Here is a 22,922-nt window from a genome sequence, read left to right on the forward strand (position 1 = left end):
ATAGAACATAACAAATCTCTTGATTTTTAAACTTAAACATAACGGGGTCTTTTGATGAAATTCACACAGCAATTATTCGCAGTTTCTGCATTATTCAGCTCATTGACAGCGATTGCTGCACCTATGCCCAATTCGATTGTGGTAGAAGATAAAGCTGTAGTTCCAGTACTAAAAACAGAAGTGATTCGCCGTGTTGCAGGTCAAGAACCTGTACGCCAAGTAACTGCAACAGTGTTAGAAATGACCAATAAAGGTCAGGATATCGTGGCACGTGAAATTGAACTTTCAGATCACCAAAGTGATTTTTCTGAAAAGAAATTATCGATTCCAGTAGTACAACGTGGTGGTGTCATCATCCCGACTTCTAAAATTGAAACCAAGACTACGGTGAAGCAGGACGGTCAGATTATTCGTCAAAACACCAATATTGATGCAGAAGGTGTAGAGTTTAAGAAAGGGCAGGAACCGATTAAACGCACGCTAAAACTAGATCAGGTAACAGATCCAGAAAGCAAAGCCAAACTCTCTCATGCTGTGCTGACTGAAAATGGTGAAACAACAAAAGATTTGATGATTTTGGATGAAAACCCTGAGTGATTCGTAAGCGATTAGGCGTGGTTTTTACAAAATGCAGCATTTATGCTCCAAGCCGTAACAAGCTATGTTTAATTGTTTCATACAATGGTTTTAGAATCATAGGTATTGAAGAAGACAAGGAACATCACAATGAAAAAAGTAATGAGCGTATGCGCAGTCGCGATGATGTCGACCCTAATGCTTGCTGGTTGTGAAAGCATGTCGCCCAATGAACAGCGTATTGGTGCTGCAGCTTTAGGTGGTGCCATTGGTGGTGGTGTGGGTAATAATGTCGGTGGTGGTGTAGGTGCAGCCGTTGGTGGTGGCGCTGGTGCAGCTGTCGGTAGTAAAACTCAAAATGGTTCAAACCGAAATGCTACATATAGTGGTGTAGGTGGTGCGATTGGTTCTGCAGTCGGTAAAAGTATCTTTGGTGGTAACACTGGTGCTGCGATTGGTGGTGCAATCGGTGGTGGTGCAGGTGCTGCAATTGAGCAAAATCGCTAATCCAATCCGATAAAATTGAATGAAAAGGCGCTTAAAGATAAGCGCCTTTTTTATTTGCGTGGACGGGGTTGCTTGCGACGAATGTATAGGGTTTTTTGAACTTCAGCGATACGTAAGCCTGCTTCATCAAAAATATTTAAGCTATAGTTCCGTAAAACAGGTGCGTGGTTATCTGCTAAGTTTTTAATATGATTGATTTCATTTGGGTCGAGCTGGATGTCGGCGTATACCGTTCCACGCCCGGGAGATAAAAATTGGATATTTGCCGCTTTGTCCCACACGATATAACGTGAGCCAAGGTGATGCATCAAAATCAACATATAAAATGGGTCAACCATTGAATATAGACTACCGCCAAAATGTACACCGACAATATTTTGATTTTTTCGAGTTAATGGCATTTTGACGCGAATGTGATAATTGGCGAGATCAATTTTATCAATCGAAATGCCAGCACCTTTATAAGGGGCATAATGATTGAGTAAGAATTTAGAGACAATAGGCATTGTCATTATTTTCTGGATTATGCTCATACTGGGTCAATTTTTTTTATGCTGAACTTTGCATACTAAATGAGTTTCAAAACTGTGGCATTGATCACATTGCCCATGTTCACAAATAAAACGTCAATTCGATGGAATCGATAAAAGGACAAGAAGAATGCAACCACTAAATACGCAATGGGTGAATACCGCAGATCAACAACGGCTCTATGTGAAGACATGGGGTGATGAAACTAAGCCGGCATTGGTTTTGGTTCATGGTTATCCTGATAATCAGGAAGTATGGGAACCGGTTATTGAACATCTTGGTTCTGAATTTTATATTGTGAGCTATGACGTGCGAGGTGCAGGGCAGTCATCTGTGCCCCGTAAAGTACGAGATTACCGTTTAGAACAACTTTCACTTGATTTAGATAGTGTGACGCAAGCGGTATTAGGCGAGCGTAGTTTTCATTTGGCCGCGCATGATTGGGGCTCTATCCAATCTTGGGAATCGGTGACTGAGCCAAAATTTCGCTCACGTATTTTGTCTTATTCAACTATTTCTGGGCCATGTTTGGATCATGCGGCATTTTTGCTCAGAAATAGCTTTAAGCATCAGCAGAAAAAATTACTCAAATTATTAAGTAAGTCATGGTACATCGGGGTATTCCAATTACCATTTTTGGCACCGACCGCGTGGCATTTTTTGAATGCTGAACGTTGGGGAAAAATTGTGAATGATTTAGAACGTACTCAAGAATTGCCTTTGAATCATAATATTCAGCATGATGGTAAACACGGTATTGCGCTTTACCGTGCTAATTTTATTCCCCGCTTAACTCAGCCTAGACAACGTCATGCCGTCTGTCCTGTACAAGCGATTGTGTTGAAACATGATAATTTTGTCAGTCCAGACTACATTAAAGAATTACCTAAATGGGTTGAGGATTTATCGGTGGTTGAAGTCAATGCCAATCATTGGGCTGTGCTGAGCCAACCCGAAAAAATTGCAGGTTACATCGCTCAATTTGCGCAATCACAGCAGCTTTAAGTAAATCTTTCAATAGTGTCAGTTTCATCGATAGGGGGCTAAATAGCGAGCAAATTCTGATAAAATACGGTTTTTTGTCAGACTCCCTTTTTTCTTATGTTTGCTATTCTTGCCGCAATTACAGTCATGTTTGGACTGTCGCTGGCACGCGTGCCTGTTGTATTTGCACTGATCATTGGTGCAGTAACAGGTGGCTTGTTAGCTGGCCTTGGTATTCATGGCACCATCGAAGCGTTTAATAGTGGCTTAGGCAACGGTGCTCAAATCGCACTTGCTTATGGCGTGTTGGGGGCATTTGCTTTGGCACTTGCGCGTTCAGGTTTGCCAGATTTACTGGCTTATCAACTCATTACTAAACTCAAAGGTAACAGTAATGTGAAAGCCCAGAATCGCGTGAAATACGTAATTTTCGCTACTATCGCTTTAGCCGCCGTATGTTCACAAAACGTGATTCCAGTGCACATCGCGTTTATTCCAGTATTAATTCCACCATTACTCAGCGTATTTAATCATTTAAAACTTGACCGTCGTTTGATTGCTTGTGTTCTGACTTTTGGTCTTGTGGCGACTTATATGCTGGTACCTTTTGGTTTTGGTGCTATTTTCCTTAATGATATTTTAGGTCAAAACATCAATACCTTTGGCAAGCCATACGGTTTCAACATCAGCTATGACCAAATTCCAAGTGCTATGGCAATTCCAGTATTTGGGATGTTTGTTGGCTTATTAATTGCTGTTTTTTATAGCTACCGTAAACCACGAGAGTATGCTGACGTTCAGGTTAAGGAATCACAGCACACCATCTCATCTGATGTAAAAGCAGATGAAAATGGTAAACCACAAGTCGCTAAATTTACTTTGATCATGGCTGCGGTAGCAGTAGTTGCTACGCTTTCTGTTCAAGTCATATCTGAGTCGATGATTTTGGCGGGTCTGGTTGGTGTTGCGATCTTAAGCTGTGCAGGTATTTTTAAGTGGAAAGAAGCCGATGATGTCATTATCAGTGGTATGCGCATGATGGCACTGGTGGGTTTCATTATGATTTCTGCGCAGGGCTTTGCATCTGTGATTGAGGCTACGAATCAAGTACCAATACTGGTACAAGCTTCGGTTGAATGGATTGGAAACAGCCAAGGTTTAGCTGCATTTTGGATGCTATTGATAGGGCTATTAATTACCTTAGGTATTGGTTCTTCATTCTCAACAATCCCAATTTTGGCCATTATTTATGTACCACTTTGTATTCAATTTGGTTTTAGCCCAGCGGCAACGATTGCCATTATTGGTACAGCAGCAGCTTTAGGAGATGCAGGTTCTCCGGCATCAGACTCAACTTTAGGCCCAACATCAGGCCTTAATATGGATGGTCAGCATGACCACATGAAAGACAGTGTGGTCCCGACCTTCATTCACTACAATATTCCATTAATGATCTTTGGTTGGATTGCCGCAATGGTACTCTAAAAAATTTTCAAAGATAAATAAAAAGGCGATTATATAATCGCCTTTTTTGTTATTTAATCCTGAGGATTTTGGTTGGATTAAAATAATTCATTTTATTAATTCTGATTAAAAAGGTTGGTATATTATGAATAATAAATTAATTATAATGGTGAAAATATAAAACCAAGCATTGTGCTATGATTAAAATAAATATTTTTAATTAATAATGACTTATATAATAATGTAAAAATTTATAAAATAATAATGTTGCATAATTTTAATACTAATGTTTAATATTAATTATTCATTCTAGAAGGTTGCTTTAAAATGTTAAAACAAGCTGCTCTTATTGCATTATTGGGTATGTCTGCATCAGCTATGGCTGGTCAATGGCAAGTGAAAGTTGGTGGTTCTGTGGTAGCCCCTACTTCTGACACAAGTATTTTAAACGGCGCAGTAAATGTTGAAGCAGATCATGAATATGCATTTACACCATCAATTGAATATTTCTTTAATGACAACATTTCAGCTGAATTACTTTTGGCAACGCCAATAAGTCATGATGTAAATGTTACAGGTGCTGTAGATGCTGGTGTGAAGGTTAAACATTTGCCACCTACAATTACTGCAAAATATAACTTCAAAAATTCAACACGTTTCACACCGTATATTGGTGTAGGTGGTACAGCATTTGTTGCGTGGGATGAAAAAGCAAGTGGTGATTTAGCTGGTGCTAAAGTAAAAGTAAAAGTAAAAGAAGACTTTGGTTTTGCAGGTCAAGTCGGTTTTAACTACCAGCCAGCTGATGCAAAAAACTGGGGTGTTTTCTTTGATGCACGCTATGCTCAGATTAGCCCAGAAGTGGAAATTACAGGTGTACCTAAATTTGATTTAGATATCGATCCTATGGTGTATACAATTGGTTATAGCTACAAATTCTAAGCTGTAACTGATCTTAAAACCCTGCCATTAGGCAGGGTTTTTTATGCAGCATATTCCATCCATCAGTTGATCGAATTGAACAAATAGGCAATAGAAAATTTAGGTGGAACTGTTAGAGTCGAAATAAATCAGCAAGTTGGAAGAAGAGAAAAGACGATGAAAAAAATTATTCAGGGTATGCTGGTCTTGGGCAGTGCTTATTTTATTTCGACAAGTTATGCCGCAAGTTTTGATTGTAAAAAGGCGAAAACCATTACCGAACATGCGGTTTGTGATAACCGGAGTATTAATGATGCCGATGTCAAAATGGCCACGACCTATACGATTATTCGTCATTTAGTTCCCATGGGGACACGTGGTGCAATTCAAGATCAACAAATAAAATGGCTACAACTACGCGATCAGTGCCGTGACAATGTCAGTTGTTTAAGTGATGTATATAAAATGCGGCAGCAAAAACTGGATCTCTACATGGACCGCGTTTATAAACAAGGACCTTTTTAAACCTTAAAATTTAGTGCGACAGAATAAAAATTTTCCATTCATACTATTGAAAAATAGTGAAGTCCCTCCATTCATATAGCATTCAATCGTAATACATAATATGAACGGAGAGACTGATGAGCGAACAACAATCTCAAAAACACAGCTTCCAAGCGGAAGTGGCTCAGTTACTGCATTTAGTAACACATTCTTTATATTCAAATCCTGAAATTTTCCTTCGTGAGTTAGTATCAAACGCATCTGATGCCTGCGATAAATTACGTTTTGAAGGCATTAACCATCCTGAATATTATGAAAATGATCCAGATTTACATGTGCGTATTCATTTAAATAAAGAGCAGAAGACAATTACCATTTCGGATAATGGTATTGGTATGACACAACAAGAAGCGATTGATCATTTGGGTACGATTGCTAAGTCTGGCACTAAAGATTTTATGTCGAAGCTTACGGGTGATCAAAAGTCAGATGCACAATTGATTGGTCAATTTGGTGTGGGCTTCTATTCAGGTTTTATTGTTGCTGAAAAAATTACAGTGGAATCACGTCGTGCTGGGGTAAATGCCGCTGAAGGGGTACGTTGGGTTAGTAATGGTACAGGTGAGTTTGATGTAGAGCCAATTGATAAGGCTTCACGTGGAACCGACATCATTTTGCATTTACGCGAGGATGCTTTAGATTATTTAGATCGTTACAAAGTTAAGCAGATTATTAATAAATACTCTGATCATATTAGTTTGCCAATTGAGATGCAGAAAGAAGTTTGGCAACAAGAGGAAGCTGCCGAAGGCGAAGAAGCAAAACCTGGTCAATATGTACTGACGGATGAGTGGGAAGCGATTAACTCAGCAAGTGCATTATGGACGCGTAATAAAAATGAGATCAGTGAAGAACAATATACTGAGTTTTATAAAAACCTGAGCCATGATTTTGAAGCTCCGCTTGCGTGGACACACAACCGTGTAGAGGGAAGTACGGAATATACACAGTTACTTTATATTCCATCTCGCGCACCAAGCAATATTTTCACACGTGAAGCTAAAGCAGGAATTAAGCTCTATGTGAAACGTGTATTTATCATGGATGATGCGGATAATTTGATTCCTAATTATTTACGTTTTGTTCAAGGTGTGGTGGATAGCGCAGACTTACCACTTAATGTAAGCCGTGAATTATTACAAGAAAGTCGCGACGTTAAAACGATTCGTGAAGGTAACGCCCGCCGTATTTTAACGGTGCTAGATGGTTTGGCGAAATCTGAAGATGTTGCTGATCAAGAGAAGTTTGCAAAATTCTACGCTGAGTTTGGTTCAGTCTTAAAAGAAGGCTTAGGCGAAGACATAGCGAATCGTGAGCGTATTCTAAAATTATTACGCTTTGCTTCGTCAAATAATGATGAAGTGAAAACATCATTTGCAGACTATAAAGCCAATATGAAAGAAGGCCAAAAGGCAATTTACTATGTGACTGCTGATAGTTTAAATGCTGCGAAAAACTCACCACAACTTGAATTGTTCAAGAAAAAAGGTATCGAAGTGCTGCTCATGACTGAACGAGTGGATGAGTGGGCGATGGAATTTGTTTTTGAGTTTGATGGAACACCATTACAGAATGTATCAAAAGGTGCAGTTGATTTGGGTGATCTACAAGATGCTGAAGAGAAGAAAGCACTTGAGGAAGCTGCTGAGCAGTTTAAACCTGTTGTTGAAAAACTGTCGGATGCGTTAAAAGATAAGACCTCTGAAGTGCGTGTAACAACACGTTTAGTGGACTCTCCTGCGTGTTTGGTGGTGGCTGAGGGTGAGTTATCACCGCAACTGGTTCGTATGCTGAAACAAGCAGGACAAGCGGTTCCAGAGTCAAAACCAGTCTTGGAAATCAATCCATCCCATCCGTTGGTACAAAAATTAGAAAGTTCGGTGCAGTTTGATGACTTAGCAAATGTTATTTTTGATCAGGCGTTGATTGCTGAAGGCGGTTTACCCGAAGATCCTGCCCAATACATCAAACGGATTAACAGCTTATTGCTGAAGTAACGGTAGATATGAAATGAACCTCCTTCGGGAGGTTTTTTATTTGGTTTTTCGATAGAGCACATGAATAAAAACGTCCATGTTTTAATCTTTAAGATAAATTAAAAATAAATAATTAATCTATAATAACGATCGTTAAGTATTGGGAATCTTAAGATGAAAATTTTAGTGATCGCTGTAATGGGCTCGCTGCTGTCTATGGGCCTCATGCAATCTGCTCAGGCAGATAGCGCTAAGCAAAAAATGGTGCGTAATGACCGTGTGCAGGTTTCAAAACAAATCGCACAATACGATATCAACCCTTTTGTCGATAGCCGCCGTGTGATACGAAATGATCGTGCTCAGTACAGCTTTCCTAAAGTGAAAAAAGTCGCTGAAAAGCAGTCGCGTATTGCACGTAATGATCGTGTGAGTGTGATTAAGAAAAATTGAAGCTGAGTTATTTAAAAAAAGCCCATCCTGTTGAGATGGGCTTTTTATTCGCTGTGAAATAGAGGGTATTAGAACAAGGCTTCAAGGCGCACTAAAGCGCCCACAAAGTGGCTTTTATCGTCACGATGGTTGTTGAGGTAGTTGAGATCACCTTGGATATAAAACCATTCACGTAGAAAGGGCTGTCGCCATGATACATAGGGTCCCCAACTGTTTAAACGCAGTTGATCGTTATTGTAAAAACCACCTGTATATAGGCCGTAGTTGAATCGGTTACCTTTAAAAAATTGGTGTTGGCGGTAACTGAAGTTATCCCATTTCAGATCATCATCCTGTGCATCTGCATAGGTCAGGTTGAATTGGTTTGAGATAAAGGGTTGGCCTGGACGGGCATGGGTTAATTCTAAATTGGTTCTTAGATAATTTTCACTATCGATACCATAACGATAAATTTGTTCGGCTAAAAAACTGTAATCATTGTCGAGTTGCCATTTTTTAGCTGCTTTTAAGCGGACATATAGGTCATCACCAGAACGTAAACCTAGATCAACGTCAGTTTCGAAGGGCAGTCGATCTGAAATTTCTGACCAACGTAAAGCCAGTGAACTGTTATCTTCACGGGTTTGCTTATTGTCATAATTTTTATCACTACGCCCCGCAGGGTTTTCATTGGTAATTGCAGCATTATTTTCTAATTCATTATCAAGTGAGTCATCACCAAAGACCACACTCAATTTTTTTTCTAAAGTGGGAAGCTTAATTTTACCGCGAATACGTGGCTTAATTTCGTATTCATCGTGCTTATTCCAACTGTTGTCTAAAATCACCCGTAGGGTTGCATTGGCAGGCTTTTCTGGCTCACTTTGCCCAAACCAATTATCCATACGAACGGCCGTTCGATCTGCCCAATTTCGGACTTTCTTCTGTTGTCGATCGGTCCAGCTATTATTTTCCGTTTGTTCTGTTGTCGGAACAATGGGGTGATCTGATTGTTCAGGTAAGAAGGTCGGTGTTGCATCAATCCAACGTGGAATTTGATCTAAAAAATCATAGGTCTTTGGCATGATATACGGTGAACTTTGCTCGGTTGCAGGCACATCCTGAGAATGTTGCCCCTCAGTTTCATTGACGACAGCATCAGTTTCATTGGCCCAAGCAACTTGATACATCAAGCTTATTGATGCGGAAAAAAGCAAAGTCCGAATAAAGTACTGTTGTTTTTTATGCATATGTTTTGGCTCTATTTAATTATCATCTGAGTATCCTGCATCTGTAGTTTTGTTATTTTTGTCGGATAAATGCAAGCCAAACTACAAAATAAATGCAATTAATCTTCGGTCGTTTGCTTAAGTGCTTGATAAAGCGAAATCACATCAATGGGTTGAGGCAATTGTTGGATCACATTTTGGATGCTTTGCCAATTTAAACCTTGCTGTCGATGGAGGATCAAATAAGGAAGGGCTTGTTCGGTACGCAAGAGTGCCATGCGTTTTTGACCGTGGATTAAACGTATTTTTTGACGTTCTTGTAATAATAACAACGGGGTATGTAGTGTCGGTTCAGGTTCATCAAAATGAATGAATTTTTGCGTATGAATTAACTGTGCCGGAATAAATGGATAATAGTCGTTTTGCGACCAAATCATTTCAGCATGCTGAGACTGTTGATAGAGCTGATCAGGTGCAGCACAGAGTTGCTCTAGATTGTCCCATGATAAGACTTTAATCGCAGCAAGTTCATGTTGATGTTGTTGGCAAAACAGCTGAGAGAGTCGAATGGCTTCCATTTGCGTTTGCGCACCAAACAACAAGAGATATTTGATGAAGCGACCTTCGATATTGATTTGCTCTGCTAAATACAGTGGCTGGTTTTTCCAATCTGTACCATCTGTCGTATGCAATAGAACATCAAGTTGCGTTGTGAGTTCAGGCTGATCTATAAACTGCAATTCATACAAGGCCAATTGCGCATCGATGTTTTGCAGCGTTTGAACGCGAGCGGTATATTGAGCGATTGGAACCTGTTCAGGAAGTTCAACGCCTGCCATTGTCGAGTTGAGATTTTCCTCCGATGGGGCATGTGTTGGCTGCTCAATTAGAACAAGAGGAACGGTATCAGGTGCAGAAAGCTCTGGTTTATTTGTATTTGAGTTATCAAGCAACGTATCTGCTTCATTGATTTGCTTATCGCAATGATCTAGATCGACAGATCCGTCTTTATTTATCGCTTCAATTGGCAGTAGGTCGTCCACACTTGCTGCAACACAGCTTGGCGCTGTGATGATTTCATCCTTTAGGCGTAAGGCATGTAGACGTAGATCGGTATCACTGATTAAACATTTATATAGCTGTTGTTGTTCAATTAACCAATCATAGCATTCGCTAAAATTGCCCCATTCACTGAGTAAAGCCGTGCGCTGTTTGGCTGGAATCATCCACACTTGCCAACCTAATTCATGGTCATGCAGCAAGGCCCAACCCATCTCTGGATATTGATATAAAGCATTTTCAAGTGCAGCATCATGGTTAAAATAGCCACGAAATAACAATGAATATGGCGTTTGTTTGGAAAATTCAGTGGCAGCCATTTGTGGCTTAGTTAATGCACGATAACTTAATATTTGCTTTTGAAAAATCGGTTCATCGCATAAGGCAAAAATTTCATGAATCCGACGTTTAGAAAGCGCAGTTTCATAAAAACTCAAAGCACGGTGTTCAAGTTGATGGGTCAGTACATGGATTTCTTTTATTAATTGTACTTTCTCTTGTAAATTCATTTGTCCACTTCCTAAAGGACTTTTTGTGCTTTTTCTAAATATTTAGCCAATACAATATTGGTTGCAAGTTCTACTAATTTATATTCAGCCGAATTCGGGTTTCGATATGTATTGGCCAATTCAATCAGGCGTTCAATATCTATAACCTGCGGTGAAATTTTTCCTTGTATCAGTGCCTGAAGTTCTTGCATAGGACAATGTAAATTTAAAAATAAAGAAGTCGATTAGTTCATTTGATTATAGAGATTTCATTAAAAAAAACATGGAAATAAATGTCAGCTTCTACAAATTAAGCGTTAAATATGACAATTAATGCGCATTTTGTTTAAAAATAATACCAAATCATTAGCTTAAAGATAGGTTTTGCAAAAGATATAGCGGTATGGTTTGATCAATTTTTTTGAAGTCATCATCAGCGATCGAGCGCTTTTAGATGTTCATTTTTAATGTTAAGTAAAGAATAAAGCCCAAAGTAAAGGCACATAAAATAAAAAACCGATGGTGGGAGCCATCGGTTTTTTATGGAAAAATCAGCTAAAAATTATGCTTTTTTTTCTGTGTTTGTTACAACTTTAGTTGTATCTGCAGCAGGTGCTTTGTTATCTGCATTGGCAGTTTCAGCAGTCACAGCTTTTTTTACTGGAAAATCTGGTACATAAACGATTTGTGCAGAAACAGTTGCAGAAAGCGCCATCACAGCAACAGCCATAGCATATTTGATTGCGTTCATTTGTGTATTCCTATCAATCATTAGTCACTCAAAAAATGAGTCAGGGAGAAAATTAATCACTTGAATTTATGTGAAAATAATATCAAAAAATAATCAATTAAAAATGATCGATTCGGCAACGCAAGATAAACGGTATGAATTAATATTTATATAAAACAGTCTATTAGAGTTATTGCTCTAGAGCTTTTAGGGGCTGAGTGACAGCGTTGTATCACTCAGATATAGATGAAAAATCTATGAATGTTTGGCACATTTCTTTTCATAGACTTTGCCTGCGATACCCCCAATAATGGCACCGCTAATCGTACCAAAAACAGGCAAAATACTGCCTGCAACAGCACCGATCGCAGCACCTTTGACGGTCGGAGAAAAACGTGAGAGAAAGCTATTCTTCCCTGTTTGGGACTCGTTGGTGGTTGTTTGAGGGGTTGTATTGGTAGATAGTTCGGTTTCAGCAGAAGTTGCTTGAGGTTCAATAGTCATGACATTACTCCCGAGCATGATCGTTAGAAGAATGAAGCTTTTAGCCTAATCGGTAGTGGCCTTGGCTTAAACAGAAAGCATGTAATAAATGATGGTCAGTTTGTAATCCACCGAAGTGGAATTCACTCCTGTGTAAGACATGTAATATTTTGCTGTTTTGATGTTTAAAAAATAACCAAAATAAGTGACTTAATCATATGATGAAGATTCAAAATCATAACAATGAGGATAAATACAATGTCTGTTGCTAAAGTCGTTGAAGTAAATGCAAGTAGCACAAAAAGTTTTGAAGATGCGATCCAAACGGGAATTAATAAAGTCACTGAAACCGTAAAGAACGTTCAGGGTGCATGGATTAATGAACAAAAAGTTGTGGTGAAAGACAATAAAATTGCGGAATATCGAGTGAACTTAAAAATCAGCTTCTTGGTTGAATAAGTTTAGTTTTATTGAAGTTAAAAACTGATCATAAAAAATCCCCGAAGTTCGGGGATTTTTGTTTGAACACGCTGAATTATTTTTCAGGCGTTTCACAGCTTTCATCATTACATACAGGTGTCGGAGCAAGTTCAGGAAGTTCCGCAGCTTTGTCCATCACTTGTTTAAACACGTCTTTCGGTTGAGCGCCAGCTAATGCAATACGTTGCTCAAAGACAAAAAACGGTACACCGGTGACTTTAAGTTGGTCGCGTGCTACTTCTTCGTCGTATTTAACGAAATCGGCAAATTCATCTGAGTCTAATAAGTCATCGACTTCAACAGGGTTTAGACCAATACGAGATGCAACATCTTCTATGGTTTCACGTTCACCAATGGCCAAGCCTTGCGTCATATAGCTATAGAAGAACGCTTCTTTGGCTTCACTACCGAGACCTTTGCTTTGTGCAAGATGAATCAAGCGGTGCGCGTTGAAAGTATTGCCTGAATTGGCTTTTTGCCAGTTAAATTCAATACCTTCAGCTTTTGCCATTTCGGCAATATTGCGCTGCATTTCTTCAACTTCTTCAATACTACGGCCATATTTTTGAGCCAGACGTTCAGTATTGGAAATTTCTAGGCGAGCGGGCGCATCTGCATCAAGTTGATAGCTATGCCAAAACACTTCAAGTTCTACACCCGATTCTTCGGCAGCAGCTTCAAGGCGTTTTTTCGCAATATAACAAAATGGGCAAACCACGTCTGACCAGATATCTACACGCATGGGAAATCTCTTTTCTATGTTCTGGGAAAATGATGGGGGCAAATCCTAAAATTTAAAGCCAAGCAATGCAATCCATTTTTGTTTCGATGGTGCAATGTCGAATTTTTTTTATGTTGCTTCAAGGATTGACCGAAGATTTGTCGGACTATTAATCCGTGATTAAACGTTTACCCAAACAAATCACTTCAACCTCTTCATAGCCCAATTGTTCATAAAAATTTTGTACGTCAATGTTGTCTTGGCGAATCAGTAATTGAAGTTTTGGGCAACCTAAAGCAATTAAGCGTTTTTCTAATTGTTGAATGAGGGCGGTGGCAACGCCATTACGCTGAAAATGTGGATGTACAGCAAGATAATTGACCCAGCCTCGATGTCCATCATAGCCCCCCATCACAGTTGCGATCAATTGATCATCTTTGATAGCCAATAAAAATAATTGATCACGTTGCGCTAGTTTTCGAAAAATATCAATTTCAGGGTTATTCCATGGACGGGTCAGATCACACAGTTCCCAAAGTGCAATTACATCATCTAAATCAGATTCGAGATAGGGGCGGATAATAAACATAATTTTTGTTTTAGCATGTATTTTGACCAATTTAGATTAGTCGAGTTTTGCAGACTTGATAAGTCATATTGAAAAATAAAAGCCATAAAAAAAACGCTCCGAAGAGCGTTTTCTTATTTCACTGTCAATTAAGCAGTTTTAACTTCTGGTTGAGCAGCTAACATGTGGCCGTTCTCTTCGAAGTTGATGTGCCAAGACAATGCTTCACGTAGAAGGTGAGGTGTTTGACCACCTTTCGCACATGCACGGTCGAAGTAATCATTTAGCGCATCACGGTACATAGGGTGAGCACAGTTGTCGATTACTGCACGAGCACGTTCACGTGGAGCAAGACCACGTAAGTCAGCAAGACCTTGTTCAGTAACTAAGATGTCAACGTCGTGTTCAGCATGGTCAATGTGAGAAGCAAATGGAACAACAGAAGAAATGTCGCCGCCTTTTGCAATTGATTTAGTCACGAAGATCGCCAAGTGTGCATTACGTGCGAAGTCACCTGAACCACCGATACCGTTCATCATTTTTGTACCGCAAACGTGAGTTGAGTTCACGTTACCGTAGATATCAAACTCAAGCGCAGTGTTGATACCGATGATACCTAAACGACGTACAAGTTCTGGATGGTTCGAAATTTCTTGTGGACGTAATACAAGTTTGTCTTTGTATTGTTCAAGGTTATTAAATACTTTTTCGCCATATTTAGCAGAAAGCGTAATAGAAGAACCTGAAGCAAATTTCATTTTGCCTGCGTCGATCAATTCAAATGTACAGTCTTGAAGTACTTCAGAGTACATGATCAAGTCTTCAAAGTTTGAATCTTTAAGACCAGTCAATACTGCGTTTGCAATTGAACCGATACCTGCTTGTAATGGACCAAGGTTTTTCGGTAAACGACCTTCTTCTACTTCTTTTTCAAAGAAAGCGATCAGGTGGTTTGCAATACCTTGAGTTTCATCATCAGGTGCAGTCACTGTAGATGGAGAGTCATGCAATTCGTTGTTAAATACGATACCTACGATTTTTGAAGGATCGATGTTGATTGCATGTGTACCAATACGTTCGTCAACTTGAGTCAATGGAATCGCTTGACGTGTTGGACGATACGTTGGGATATAAATATCGTGTAAGCCTTCGAATGCTGGGCTTAAGTTGGTGTTGATTTCAACAATCACTTTTTCAGCAAAAATTGCGAAGCTTGCAGAGTTACCTACAGAAGTTGTAGGGATGATGCCACCATCTTCAGTGATCGCAACAGCTTCAATAATTGCCACATCAGGCTTTTTAAGCTGAAGGTTACGCATTTGTTCAACTGTTTCAGACAAATGCTGATCGATGAACATCACTTCGCCTTTGTTGATGGCTTTACGTAATGTATTGTCTACTTGGAACGGTAAACGACGAGCAAGAACACCTGCTTCAGTCAATTTTTTGTCCAAATCGTTACCCAAGCTCGCGCCAGTAATTAGGGTAATTTTAAGAGGATTAGCATGAGCCTGTTGAACCAACGCTAAAGGTACAGCTTTCGCTTCACCTGCGCGTGTGAAACCACTCATACCTACCGTCATACCATCCTGAATGAATTCAGCAGCTTTTTCTGCGCTGATAACTTTGTCGTGAAGGGCAGCTAAACGGATGCGATCTAAAGACATCATATACTCTCGTGAAATTCTCAAAACTGATACGGATTGTACCGATCAAAAAAGCCATTTTGCATACCTGTTAGGCTAAGGTCTAATTTTTTGAAAAAATGTGGGTATAAGATTTTATTATGTTTTTTAAACTACTGAATAATAAAGTTAAAAATATCAATGGTTAAAGCTTAAACAAAACTGTTCGTTGCTTTTTTGAACGCTTGTTAAAAGCGTTCAGTTAAACTTTGCTTAATTTTTTCCAATGGGCTGTTGTTTAATATTTCATCATTTTCGAGTTTTTGCAGTGGTAAAGAAATGATCGCTTCGAGTCCACCTTCTGCTCGATTGTGAATTGAAAGTTGACCTTCGTGAATATCCACAATACGTTTTACAATGGCTAAACCGAGTCCACTGCCTTGAATGGTACGTGCATCATTACCACGTACAAAAGGTTGCATCAGGTCTTCAATTTGGTCTTCAGGAATCCCTTCGCCATTATCGGCAACGCGAATTTGAATATGGTCACCTTCATATTCGGTAGACAGTTCAATCGGCTCGGCACCATAGCGTTTTGAGTTATTGATTAAGTTCCCTATTAATCGTTTTAAGGACAGGCTACGTGCTTGAATAATCGGTAAGTCTTGAGGTTCAAAGCGAATATCTAAAGGTTTAAATTGAATCACTAATTCCTGCAATAGCGCATTTAAATCAGTATCTTGCGGAACCTCATCAGAGCCATCTCGCATATACGAAATGAACTGATTCAGAATTGCATCCATATCTTCAACATCGTAAATCAGACCTTCTTTTAGGAAGTCATCATCAGGCATCATTTCTGCGCTGAGTCGAATACGGGTCAGCGGAGTACGCAAATCGTGGGAAATACCGGCCAACATGATGCGGCGATCACGTTCAGTTTGTTCCAGCGTGTAGACCATGTGGTTAAAGGCTTGGTTTACTTCACGGATTTCTTGTGGCCCATGGTTGGTTTCTAAATAAGGTGCAGTGCCGTGTTTACTATAGTTGTTTGCCGCATCTTGTAAACGTTTTAGTGGACGGTTGAGCTGACGAACCAAGGTTAAGATAATGATGCCAGCAATCAGCGGAATACCCAATAACCAGCCTAAAATCAGCTCTGCGCTATAGTTGGCATAGGTTTTTAAAGGCTCGCGAACCCAGTTGCCATTCATTTCTGGAGTTTGAATCCAGATGCGTGGGTCAGGTTTAAATTGGAAATACACGGTCGCATTATCAATGCGCATTTCTTTGGCCAGTTTCTTTTCAATTTGATTGGTAAAGAACTCTGCAATGACTTTGTCTTTGACATTGGGGAATTCTTTCGGATCGGTCACATATTCGATCCCGACACGGTTGCGCATCCAGTCGTCGACATCCACTTCGGCATTGTTATGAAAAATCCGTAAATCAGGATTGTTAATGATTTCAAGCTCGACCGCGAGGTAACGAGCATGTTGTTGAATTTCGGGTAAATAGAGTGTGCGCCAAAAGAACCATAAGGACATAAACAGGCTAAAAAACACCACAAATAAGACCAATACGGTGGTCCGCATGGCTGCAGAGCGGGGTTTGATTTTATCGAGGAAGCGTTCCCAAGGTGTCCGTTTTTTTTCGGAGTAGGTAACGTAGTCGGTAAATTCCTGTGGGTCGATGGGTTCGAGTTTCACGCTATATCCCTAGAGTAAATTTTAGAGTGTGAGATCAATTAACCCTGTTGGATACGCGTTCAGGTCATACGCAACTGTTCGAGGCAGGAAGCATGGAATAGATTATGTTTCTGCGATGATTCTGATATGAAGCAGAAATGAGACGAGTTTTGCGTATGACAATGGTTTTGCTTACTTTTGCCGAAACAAAAGTAAGGCGAACCGCAGGTTATTGGATAAATTTAATGTTCAATGAAAAGACTCCGCCTAATGAACGGCGGAATTTTTTATTACTATTTATTTGGATTATTCAGCACCATCTGGAACAAAGACATAACCCACGCCCCAAACGGTTTGGATATAGCGTGCACGTGCTGGGTTTTCTTCAACCAAACGACGCAGGCGAGAAACCTGAACGTCAATTGAACGCTCCATAGCACCCCATTCACGACCACGAGCAAGATTCATTAACTTGTCGCGTGTCAGTGGTTCACGAGGATGTTGAACTAATGCTTTAAGTACGGCAAATTCACCCGTTGTTAATGTGACGACTTGACCTTCACGGGTTAATGTACGAGTAGACAGGTCGAGTGACCACGGACCAAAAGACACCACTTCCATTTGTTGGCTTGGTGCGCCCGGAACTTCACGCACTTGACGACGTAATACGGCACGAATACGTGCCAAAAGCTCATTCGGGTTGAATGGTTTTGGTAAATAGTCATCTGCACCGGCTTCAAGTCCAGCAATACGGTCTGAATCACTACCACGAGCGGTCAGCATAATGATTGGGGTATCGATGCTAGATTGGCGCAGACGGCGACAAATACTCAAGCCATCTTCAACAGGTAACATAAAGTCGAGCACAATCAGGGAAAAGAGTTCCCGCTGCAACAGACGATCCATCTGAGTCGCATCATGTGCGGTTTTGACCACAAAACCTTTATCTTCTAGGAAGCGTTGTAAGAGGGTGCGTAGACGCACATCATCATCGACAACCAGAATGCGTTCGACTCGGTCGGTTTCGGCTTGTACGGCATCTGTTTTTTCAGCAGGTACAACTAAACTCATGACGTGCTCCTTATTCTTTATTGTCATCGTAAACAAAAAGTCGATTTCACTTGAGTATACGATTCATTTATATAAATTTACTATGCTCTAAAGCAACAAATATTGCAGTTAAAATCAAGACATAGATACCAAATGTATACATGTTGTTCGAATCAGTTTGCTTGTCTAAGTCTCGCTAATTTGCTGTTTCATAGTCAGTTTCGTAAAAAAATGTGTATTTGAGATGAATTGGCATTAAAAACCACGAATAAATTTATAAAAACAATTGTGGATTTTATGGTCTTGGTCTTTATAATCATGGCTTTTAGAACTTATCCTTGCAGGGATCTAATACGATGACTGACTTAGTTCAGCAGTTGGCAAAAGAAATTGCCGTACGTCCAAATCAAATTGAAGCTGCCATCAAGCTCATTGATGAAGGTGCCAGTGTTCCATTTATCGCACGTTACCGTAAAGAAGTGACGCAAGGTCTGGACGATACTCAATTACGTCAGCTTGATACACGTCTGACTTACCTGCGTGATTTATTTGAGCGCCGTGAAAAGGTAATCGAATCTCTAAAAGAACAAAACAAGTTATCTGATGACTTACTTGCTCGCGTGAATGCAGCAGAAACTAAAAATGCTTTAGAAGAGATTTACGCACCGTACCGTCCAAAACGTACCAGTAAATCATTTAAAGCCAAAGAAGCGGGTTTAGGCCCAATCGCTGAAAAAATCTTTAATGAAGCGGTTGATCCAACCGAAGCTTTAGCGGGTTTTAGTCATGAAGATTATGCTGATGTTGAAAGCCAATTAGACGCGATTCAACACATTTTAATTGATGACTGGGCACAAAATATTGCATTAACCACTGAGCTAAAAGCGACATTTGCGAAAACTGCAGTGTTGAAAAGTTTAGTTGCAAGTGATGAGAAAAAGGAAGTCGGTAAAAAATTCCGTGATTACTTTGATTTCTCTGAAAGCTTAAACAAAGTCCCTTCACACCGTTTACTGGCGATGCTCCGTGGCCGTCAAGAAAATGTCTTGGGCTTAAAAGTCGATGGTGAAGATGAAGCACCATTGGTTCGTATTGAAACTGAATACAATATAGAAACAGCTCAGCCACAAGCGCGTGCAGATTTTTTAAAACAAACTGCAAAATTGTTCTGGCTCGGTAAAGTTCGTCCTGCGATTGAACATTCATTATTGACTGAAAAACGTTTGGCTGCTGAAGCTGAAGCGATGGATGTCTTTGCTGAAAATCTACGTCATTTATTACTTTCTGCTCCTGCAGGCGCACGCTGCACCTTGGGTGTAGACCCAGGCATCCGTACGGGTGTGAAATTGGCTGTTGTGAATGCATCAGGTGATGTTCTTGCACATAGCACGATTTACCCATTTGCTCCGAAAGAAGACAAAGCTGGTTCAGTGGCTGAACTTGCGCGCCTTTGCCGCGAATTCAATGTTGAATTAATTGCGATTGGTAATGGTACTGCAAGCCGTGAAACTGAAGCGGTTGTGGCTGAAATGATGGCAGCAAATACAGACTTAAACTTGATTCGTGTGTCGGTATCTGAAGCAGGCGCGTCGGTTTACTCAGCATCTGAATTGGCGTCACAAGAGCTTCCAGAGTTGGATGTTTCAATTCGCGGTGCTGTGTCGATTGCACGTCGTTTACAAGATCCATTGGCGGAGCTTGTGAAAATTGATCCGAAATCGATTGGTGTGGGTCAATATCAACATGATGTGAACCAAACCGGTTTGGCAAAAACGCTAGAAGCGGTTGTGGAAGACTGTGTGAACTCAGTAGGTGTCGATGTCAACACTGCATCATCTGCAATCTTGGGTTATATCGCGGGTTTGAATAAATCAATTGCACAGCAAATTGTGGATTACCGTAAAGAAAATGGTCGTTTTGACAACCGTCAAAGTTTGAAGAAAGTACCTCGTTTAGGCGAACGTACCTTTGAACAAGCAGCAGGTTTCTTACGTATTCAAGATGGTTCTGAACCATTGGACGCATCTGCAGTTCACCCAGAGTCATATGACTTGGTGGCAAAAATTGTGGAAGCAAAAGCGACGACTGTAAAAGATATTATTGGTAATACTGAAATTATCCGTCAGATCGATGCAGCAGCATTTGTAAATGACCAATTTGGTTTACCGACAATTCAAGACGTTTTATCTGAACTTGAAAAACCAGGCCGTGACCCACGTCCAGAGTTCCGCACGGCGAAATTCCGTGAAGACATCACAGAAGTGGCGCAGTTGACTGAAGGTTTACAGCTTGAAGGTGTGGTTACGAATGTAACCAACTTCGGTGCATTCGTGGATGTGGGTGTACACCAAGACGGTTTAGTGCATATTTCTGAACTTGCAAATGAATTTGTTGCAGATCCGCACAAAGTCGTGAAACCAGGTCAAATTGTTCAAGTTCGTGTCTTGAATGTCGATGTTGAACGTAACCGTGTCAACTTGTCTATGCGTGCAGAAGGTGCTGCTGCAGCGAAACCACAACGTCAACCACGTCGTGACAATGCCCAGCAAGAACAACGTGGTGAGCGTAAGCCACATGCGAAACGTCCACAGCATGCCCGTCCGCAAGGCGACCGCCCACAAGGTCATAAAAAACCTCAAGCAGCGAAACCACAAGAAAATAAAATTGGTGGTTTAGGTGCGTTGTTATTACAAGCAGGGATTAAAGGTTCGAAGTAATCTTTAACTGTTAAAAAAACCTCCCATATGGGAGGTTTTTTTATATAAGATTAAAACAATCAAAGCTTAAATAAACTTAGAAGATCATGATGTTACGTAGTTATTATCAGGGTTCAGTGCAACAATTCATACATACAAATGAACAAGAAATTATGGGGGCTTTGGCACTACAGCATGAATTTGCATTGGAAGATTTACAAAAGAACGCTTGGTTAAAACAAATTGAGATTTTAAAACAACAGTTGGATTTTTTAGATGAGGGAGAAATCTTTTTTGAATTCTCTATTCCACGGATGGGTAAGCGCGTAGATAACATTCTTTTGATACGTAATTTAATTTTTGTTATTGAATTTAAAGTAGGTGAAAAGAGTTACCCACAATATGCTAAGACTCAGGTAATAGATTATTGTTTGGATTTGTTGAATTTTCATGAAGGTAGTCATCAGCAAAAGGTCATACCACTTTTAATTTCAACCCAAGCTCAAAGTTGTGAACAGTCATGGTCAGCGGTATCCACTTATCAAGATACTTTATGCTGTAACACCCATAATTTACGGATTGTAATCGAACAAGCGCTTTATCAATTTGCAGGTCTTACGCAACTTAATATCAAACAGTGGGTTGAGTCTCGATATAAACCAACACCCACAATTATTGAAGCAGCTCAGGCGTTATATCAAGGTCATACAGTGGATGAAATTTCTAGAAGTGATGCCGGTGCAAAAAATTTAGCGATCACTTCGAAAAAAATCGAACAAATTATTGAAGATGCAAAATTAACAAATAAAAAAACGATTTGTTTTTTAACGGGTGTACCTGGTGCAGGAAAGACATTGGCCGGTCTTAATATTGCGAACCAGCGTTTAAAAACAAATGAACAAGAACATTCTGTATTTTTATCTGGGAATGGTCCTTTAGTTGATGTTTTACGTGAAGCATTGGTTCGAAATACCGTGGAACTTGCTAAGCAACAAACAGAAAAAAAGACGCGATCTGAGGCAGAACGTGAAGCCAAAGCCTTTATACAAAATATTCATCATTTTAGAGATCATTATTTGAAGTCAAATGAGGTGCCAATCGAAAAAGTCGTTATTTTTGATGAAGCTCAAAGGGCCTGGCAAAAGGATCAGGTTTCAAACTTTATGAAACAGAAAAAAGGTATTGATAATTTTTCGATGTCTGAACCAGAGTTTCTCATTAGTGTTATGGATCGCCACGCTGATTGGTGTGTCGTTGTTTGCCTGATTGGTGGTGGGCAGGAGATTAACACTGGAGAAGCAGGTGTTTCTGAATGGCTATCAGCATTAGAACATAAATACCCGAAATGGAAGATCTACTTTTCTAACAAAATTTTGCAGGATAAAGTCTATTTAACTGATCCTAAACAACAATTCTGGGTTCAAAAAAATGGAAAAAATGAGGAAGATTTACATCTTGCTGTTTCTGTCCGGTCATTTCGCAGCGAACAAGTTTCACATTTGATTCAACATGTATTAGATGGTGATGCAAAGTCCGCGAAAGAAACTTACCATATGATGTCCCAAGATTATCCTATTCTGCTTTGTCGTGATTTTAATGTTGCTAAACAGTGGTTAAAAAGAAAGGCTAAGGGTTCAGAGCGCTTTGGGGTTATTGCTAGTTCGGGTGCCAGACGTTTAAAAGCCGAAGGTATTGATGTAAAGAATAAAATAACACCTGCAGATTGGTTTTTGAATTCAAATACAGATGTACGTTCTGCGTATTATTTGGAAGATATTGCAACTGAGTTTGATGTGCAAGGCTTGGAAATAGATTACAGTTGCGTGGCATGGGATATTAATTTTTATTTTGATCAAGATTGGCAATTTCAAGCCTTTAAAGGTAGTCGATGGCAAAATATAAGGCAAACTGAAAAGCAGAAATACCTGTTAAATGCATATCGAGTGCTACTGACTCGGGCGCGACAAGGTATGGTGTTGTATATACCATCTGTAGATGACAGTGACTGGACTCGTCCCAAGAAATATTATGATTCGACGTATAATTTTTTGAAGCAATGTGGTTTCAATACGCTATAAAAAACCTCCCATTTGGGAGGTTTTTTTATTTCTTTTAAGGCCTATCAAAGATAAATGAGCTGAATCTTAAACTTC

General features: G+C 39.8%; 22 protein-coding genes. 11 read left to right on the plus strand and 11 right to left on the minus strand.

Features of this window, described 5'->3' with window-relative positions; all coding sequences use genetic code 11:
- Window positions 1–54: 54 nt before the first annotated feature.
- Complete coding sequence (locus MST16_RS01500; RefSeq protein WP_180002852.1) at window positions 55–597, plus strand: hypothetical protein; 543 nt, start codon at window positions 55–57, stop codon at window positions 595–597.
- Window positions 598–726: 129 nt separating this feature from the next.
- Window positions 727–1,083: a DNA transfer protein p32 gene (locus MST16_RS01505; RefSeq protein ID WP_078192840.1), complete on the plus strand. Its 357-nt coding sequence runs from the start codon at window positions 727–729 to the stop codon at window positions 1,081–1,083.
- A 50-nt stretch (window positions 1,084–1,133) separates the two neighbouring features.
- Here the strand turns inward: MST16_RS01505 and MST16_RS01510 are convergent, their stop codons facing one another.
- Window positions 1,134–1,616 carry a DUF4442 domain-containing protein gene (locus MST16_RS01510; protein WP_078189823.1) on the minus strand — a complete coding sequence of 161 codons (483 nt, stop codon included), beginning with the start codon at window positions 1,614–1,616 and terminating at the stop codon, window positions 1,134–1,136.
- Window positions 1,617–1,743: 127 nt separating this feature from the next.
- Here MST16_RS01510 and MST16_RS01515 point away from each other — a divergent pair, with 127 nt between their 5' ends.
- The 6 genes from MST16_RS01515 (at window position 1,744) to MST16_RS01540 (ending at window position 7,973) form a co-directional block, all read left to right on the plus strand.
- Window positions 1,744–2,619, plus strand: coding sequence for an alpha/beta fold hydrolase (locus tag MST16_RS01515; RefSeq protein WP_180010230.1), 876 nt, complete (start codon window positions 1,744–1,746; stop codon window positions 2,617–2,619).
- A 96-nt stretch (window positions 2,620–2,715) separates the two neighbouring features.
- Window positions 2,716–4,083 (plus strand): Na+/H+ antiporter family protein, encoded by a 1,368-nt coding sequence (locus MST16_RS01520; protein ID WP_180010231.1) that lies wholly within the window; start codon window positions 2,716–2,718, stop codon window positions 4,081–4,083.
- A 306-nt stretch (window positions 4,084–4,389) separates the two neighbouring features.
- Window positions 4,390–5,004, plus strand: coding sequence for an OmpW family protein (locus MST16_RS01525; RefSeq protein WP_180010232.1), 615 nt, complete (start codon window positions 4,390–4,392; stop codon window positions 5,002–5,004).
- Window positions 5,005–5,160: 156 nt separating this feature from the next.
- Window positions 5,161–5,508: a lysozyme inhibitor LprI family protein gene (locus MST16_RS01530; RefSeq protein WP_078189819.1), complete on the plus strand. Its 348-nt coding sequence runs from the start codon at window positions 5,161–5,163 to the stop codon at window positions 5,506–5,508.
- A gap of 116 nt (window positions 5,509–5,624) precedes the next feature.
- A complete protein-coding gene (htpG, locus tag MST16_RS01535) occupies window positions 5,625–7,544 on the plus strand; it encodes a molecular chaperone HtpG (protein ID WP_180010233.1) in 1,920 nt (639 codons plus the stop codon).
- A gap of 153 nt (window positions 7,545–7,697) precedes the next feature.
- On the plus strand, window positions 7,698–7,973 hold the full coding sequence (locus MST16_RS01540; RefSeq protein ID WP_180010234.1) for a hypothetical protein: 276 nt from the start codon (window positions 7,698–7,700) through the stop codon (window positions 7,971–7,973).
- Window positions 7,974–8,041: 68 nt separating this feature from the next.
- Here MST16_RS01540 and MST16_RS01545 read toward each other — a convergent pair whose 3' ends face one another.
- The 5 genes from MST16_RS01545 to MST16_RS01565 all read right to left on the minus strand — a co-directional run bounded on the left by MST16_RS01545 (window position 8,042) and on the right by MST16_RS01565 (window position 11,962).
- Window positions 8,042–9,202, minus strand: coding sequence for a hypothetical protein (locus tag MST16_RS01545; RefSeq protein WP_180010235.1), 1,161 nt, complete (start codon window positions 9,200–9,202; stop codon window positions 8,042–8,044).
- Window positions 9,203–9,300: 98 nt separating this feature from the next.
- Window positions 9,301–10,749 (minus strand): hypothetical protein, encoded by a 1,449-nt coding sequence (locus MST16_RS01550; RefSeq protein ID WP_180010236.1) that lies wholly within the window; start codon window positions 10,747–10,749, stop codon window positions 9,301–9,303.
- An 11-nt stretch (window positions 10,750–10,760) separates the two neighbouring features.
- Complete coding sequence (locus tag MST16_RS01555; protein ID WP_078189814.1) at window positions 10,761–10,940, minus strand: hypothetical protein; 180 nt, start codon at window positions 10,938–10,940, stop codon at window positions 10,761–10,763.
- Between the two features lie 350 nt (window positions 10,941–11,290).
- Window positions 11,291–11,479, minus strand: a complete 189-nt coding sequence (locus tag MST16_RS01560) for a hypothetical protein (protein WP_180010237.1) — start codon at window positions 11,477–11,479, stop codon at window positions 11,291–11,293.
- Window positions 11,480–11,713: 234 nt separating this feature from the next.
- On the minus strand, window positions 11,714–11,962 hold the full coding sequence (locus tag MST16_RS01565) for a glycine zipper domain-containing protein (protein ID WP_218946142.1): 249 nt from the start codon (window positions 11,960–11,962) through the stop codon (window positions 11,714–11,716).
- Window positions 11,963–12,199: 237 nt separating this feature from the next.
- Between MST16_RS01565 and MST16_RS01570 the strand changes: the two genes are divergently transcribed.
- On the plus strand, window positions 12,200–12,400 hold the full coding sequence (locus MST16_RS01570; protein ID WP_067761311.1) for a dodecin family protein: 201 nt from the start codon (window positions 12,200–12,202) through the stop codon (window positions 12,398–12,400).
- Window positions 12,401–12,476: 76 nt separating this feature from the next.
- Here MST16_RS01570 and MST16_RS01575 read toward each other — a convergent pair whose 3' ends face one another.
- From MST16_RS01575 to ompR, 5 genes are all read right to left on the minus strand, one after another.
- Window positions 12,477–13,163, minus strand: coding sequence for a DsbA family protein (locus MST16_RS01575; protein ID WP_078189812.1), 687 nt, complete (start codon window positions 13,161–13,163; stop codon window positions 12,477–12,479).
- A 148-nt stretch (window positions 13,164–13,311) separates the two neighbouring features.
- Window positions 13,312–13,731, minus strand: coding sequence for a GNAT family acetyltransferase (locus MST16_RS01580; protein ID WP_180007058.1), 420 nt, complete (start codon window positions 13,729–13,731; stop codon window positions 13,312–13,314).
- Window positions 13,732–13,859: 128 nt separating this feature from the next.
- A complete protein-coding gene (locus MST16_RS01585; RefSeq protein ID WP_180007250.1) occupies window positions 13,860–15,377 on the minus strand; it encodes an acetyl-CoA hydrolase/transferase family protein in 1,518 nt (505 codons plus the stop codon).
- A 206-nt stretch (window positions 15,378–15,583) separates the two neighbouring features.
- Complete coding sequence (locus MST16_RS01590; protein ID WP_111885830.1) at window positions 15,584–17,044, minus strand: ATP-binding protein; 1,461 nt, start codon at window positions 17,042–17,044, stop codon at window positions 15,584–15,586.
- A gap of 285 nt (window positions 17,045–17,329) precedes the next feature.
- The gene (gene ompR, locus MST16_RS01595) at window positions 17,330–18,094 is read right to left on the minus strand and encodes a two-component system response regulator OmpR (RefSeq protein WP_078189809.1); all 765 of its coding nucleotides are present in this window, start codon (window positions 18,092–18,094) and stop codon (window positions 17,330–17,332) included.
- A 335-nt stretch (window positions 18,095–18,429) separates the two neighbouring features.
- Between ompR and MST16_RS01600 the strand changes: the two genes are divergently transcribed.
- Both MST16_RS01600 and MST16_RS01605 read left to right on the plus strand, forming a co-directional pair.
- On the plus strand, window positions 18,430–20,790 hold the full coding sequence (locus MST16_RS01600; RefSeq protein WP_180010238.1) for a Tex family protein: 2,361 nt from the start codon (window positions 18,430–18,432) through the stop codon (window positions 20,788–20,790).
- A gap of 89 nt (window positions 20,791–20,879) precedes the next feature.
- Window positions 20,880–22,847 carry a DUF2075 domain-containing protein gene (locus MST16_RS01605; RefSeq protein WP_180007251.1) on the plus strand — a complete coding sequence of 656 codons (1,968 nt, stop codon included), beginning with the start codon at window positions 20,880–20,882 and terminating at the stop codon, window positions 22,845–22,847.
- Window positions 22,848–22,922: the final 75 nt, after the last annotated feature.

This window comes from Acinetobacter sp. YH16040_T (assembly GCF_024605785.1).
Taxonomy (GTDB): domain Bacteria; phylum Pseudomonadota; class Gammaproteobacteria; order Pseudomonadales; family Moraxellaceae; genus Acinetobacter; species Acinetobacter amyesii.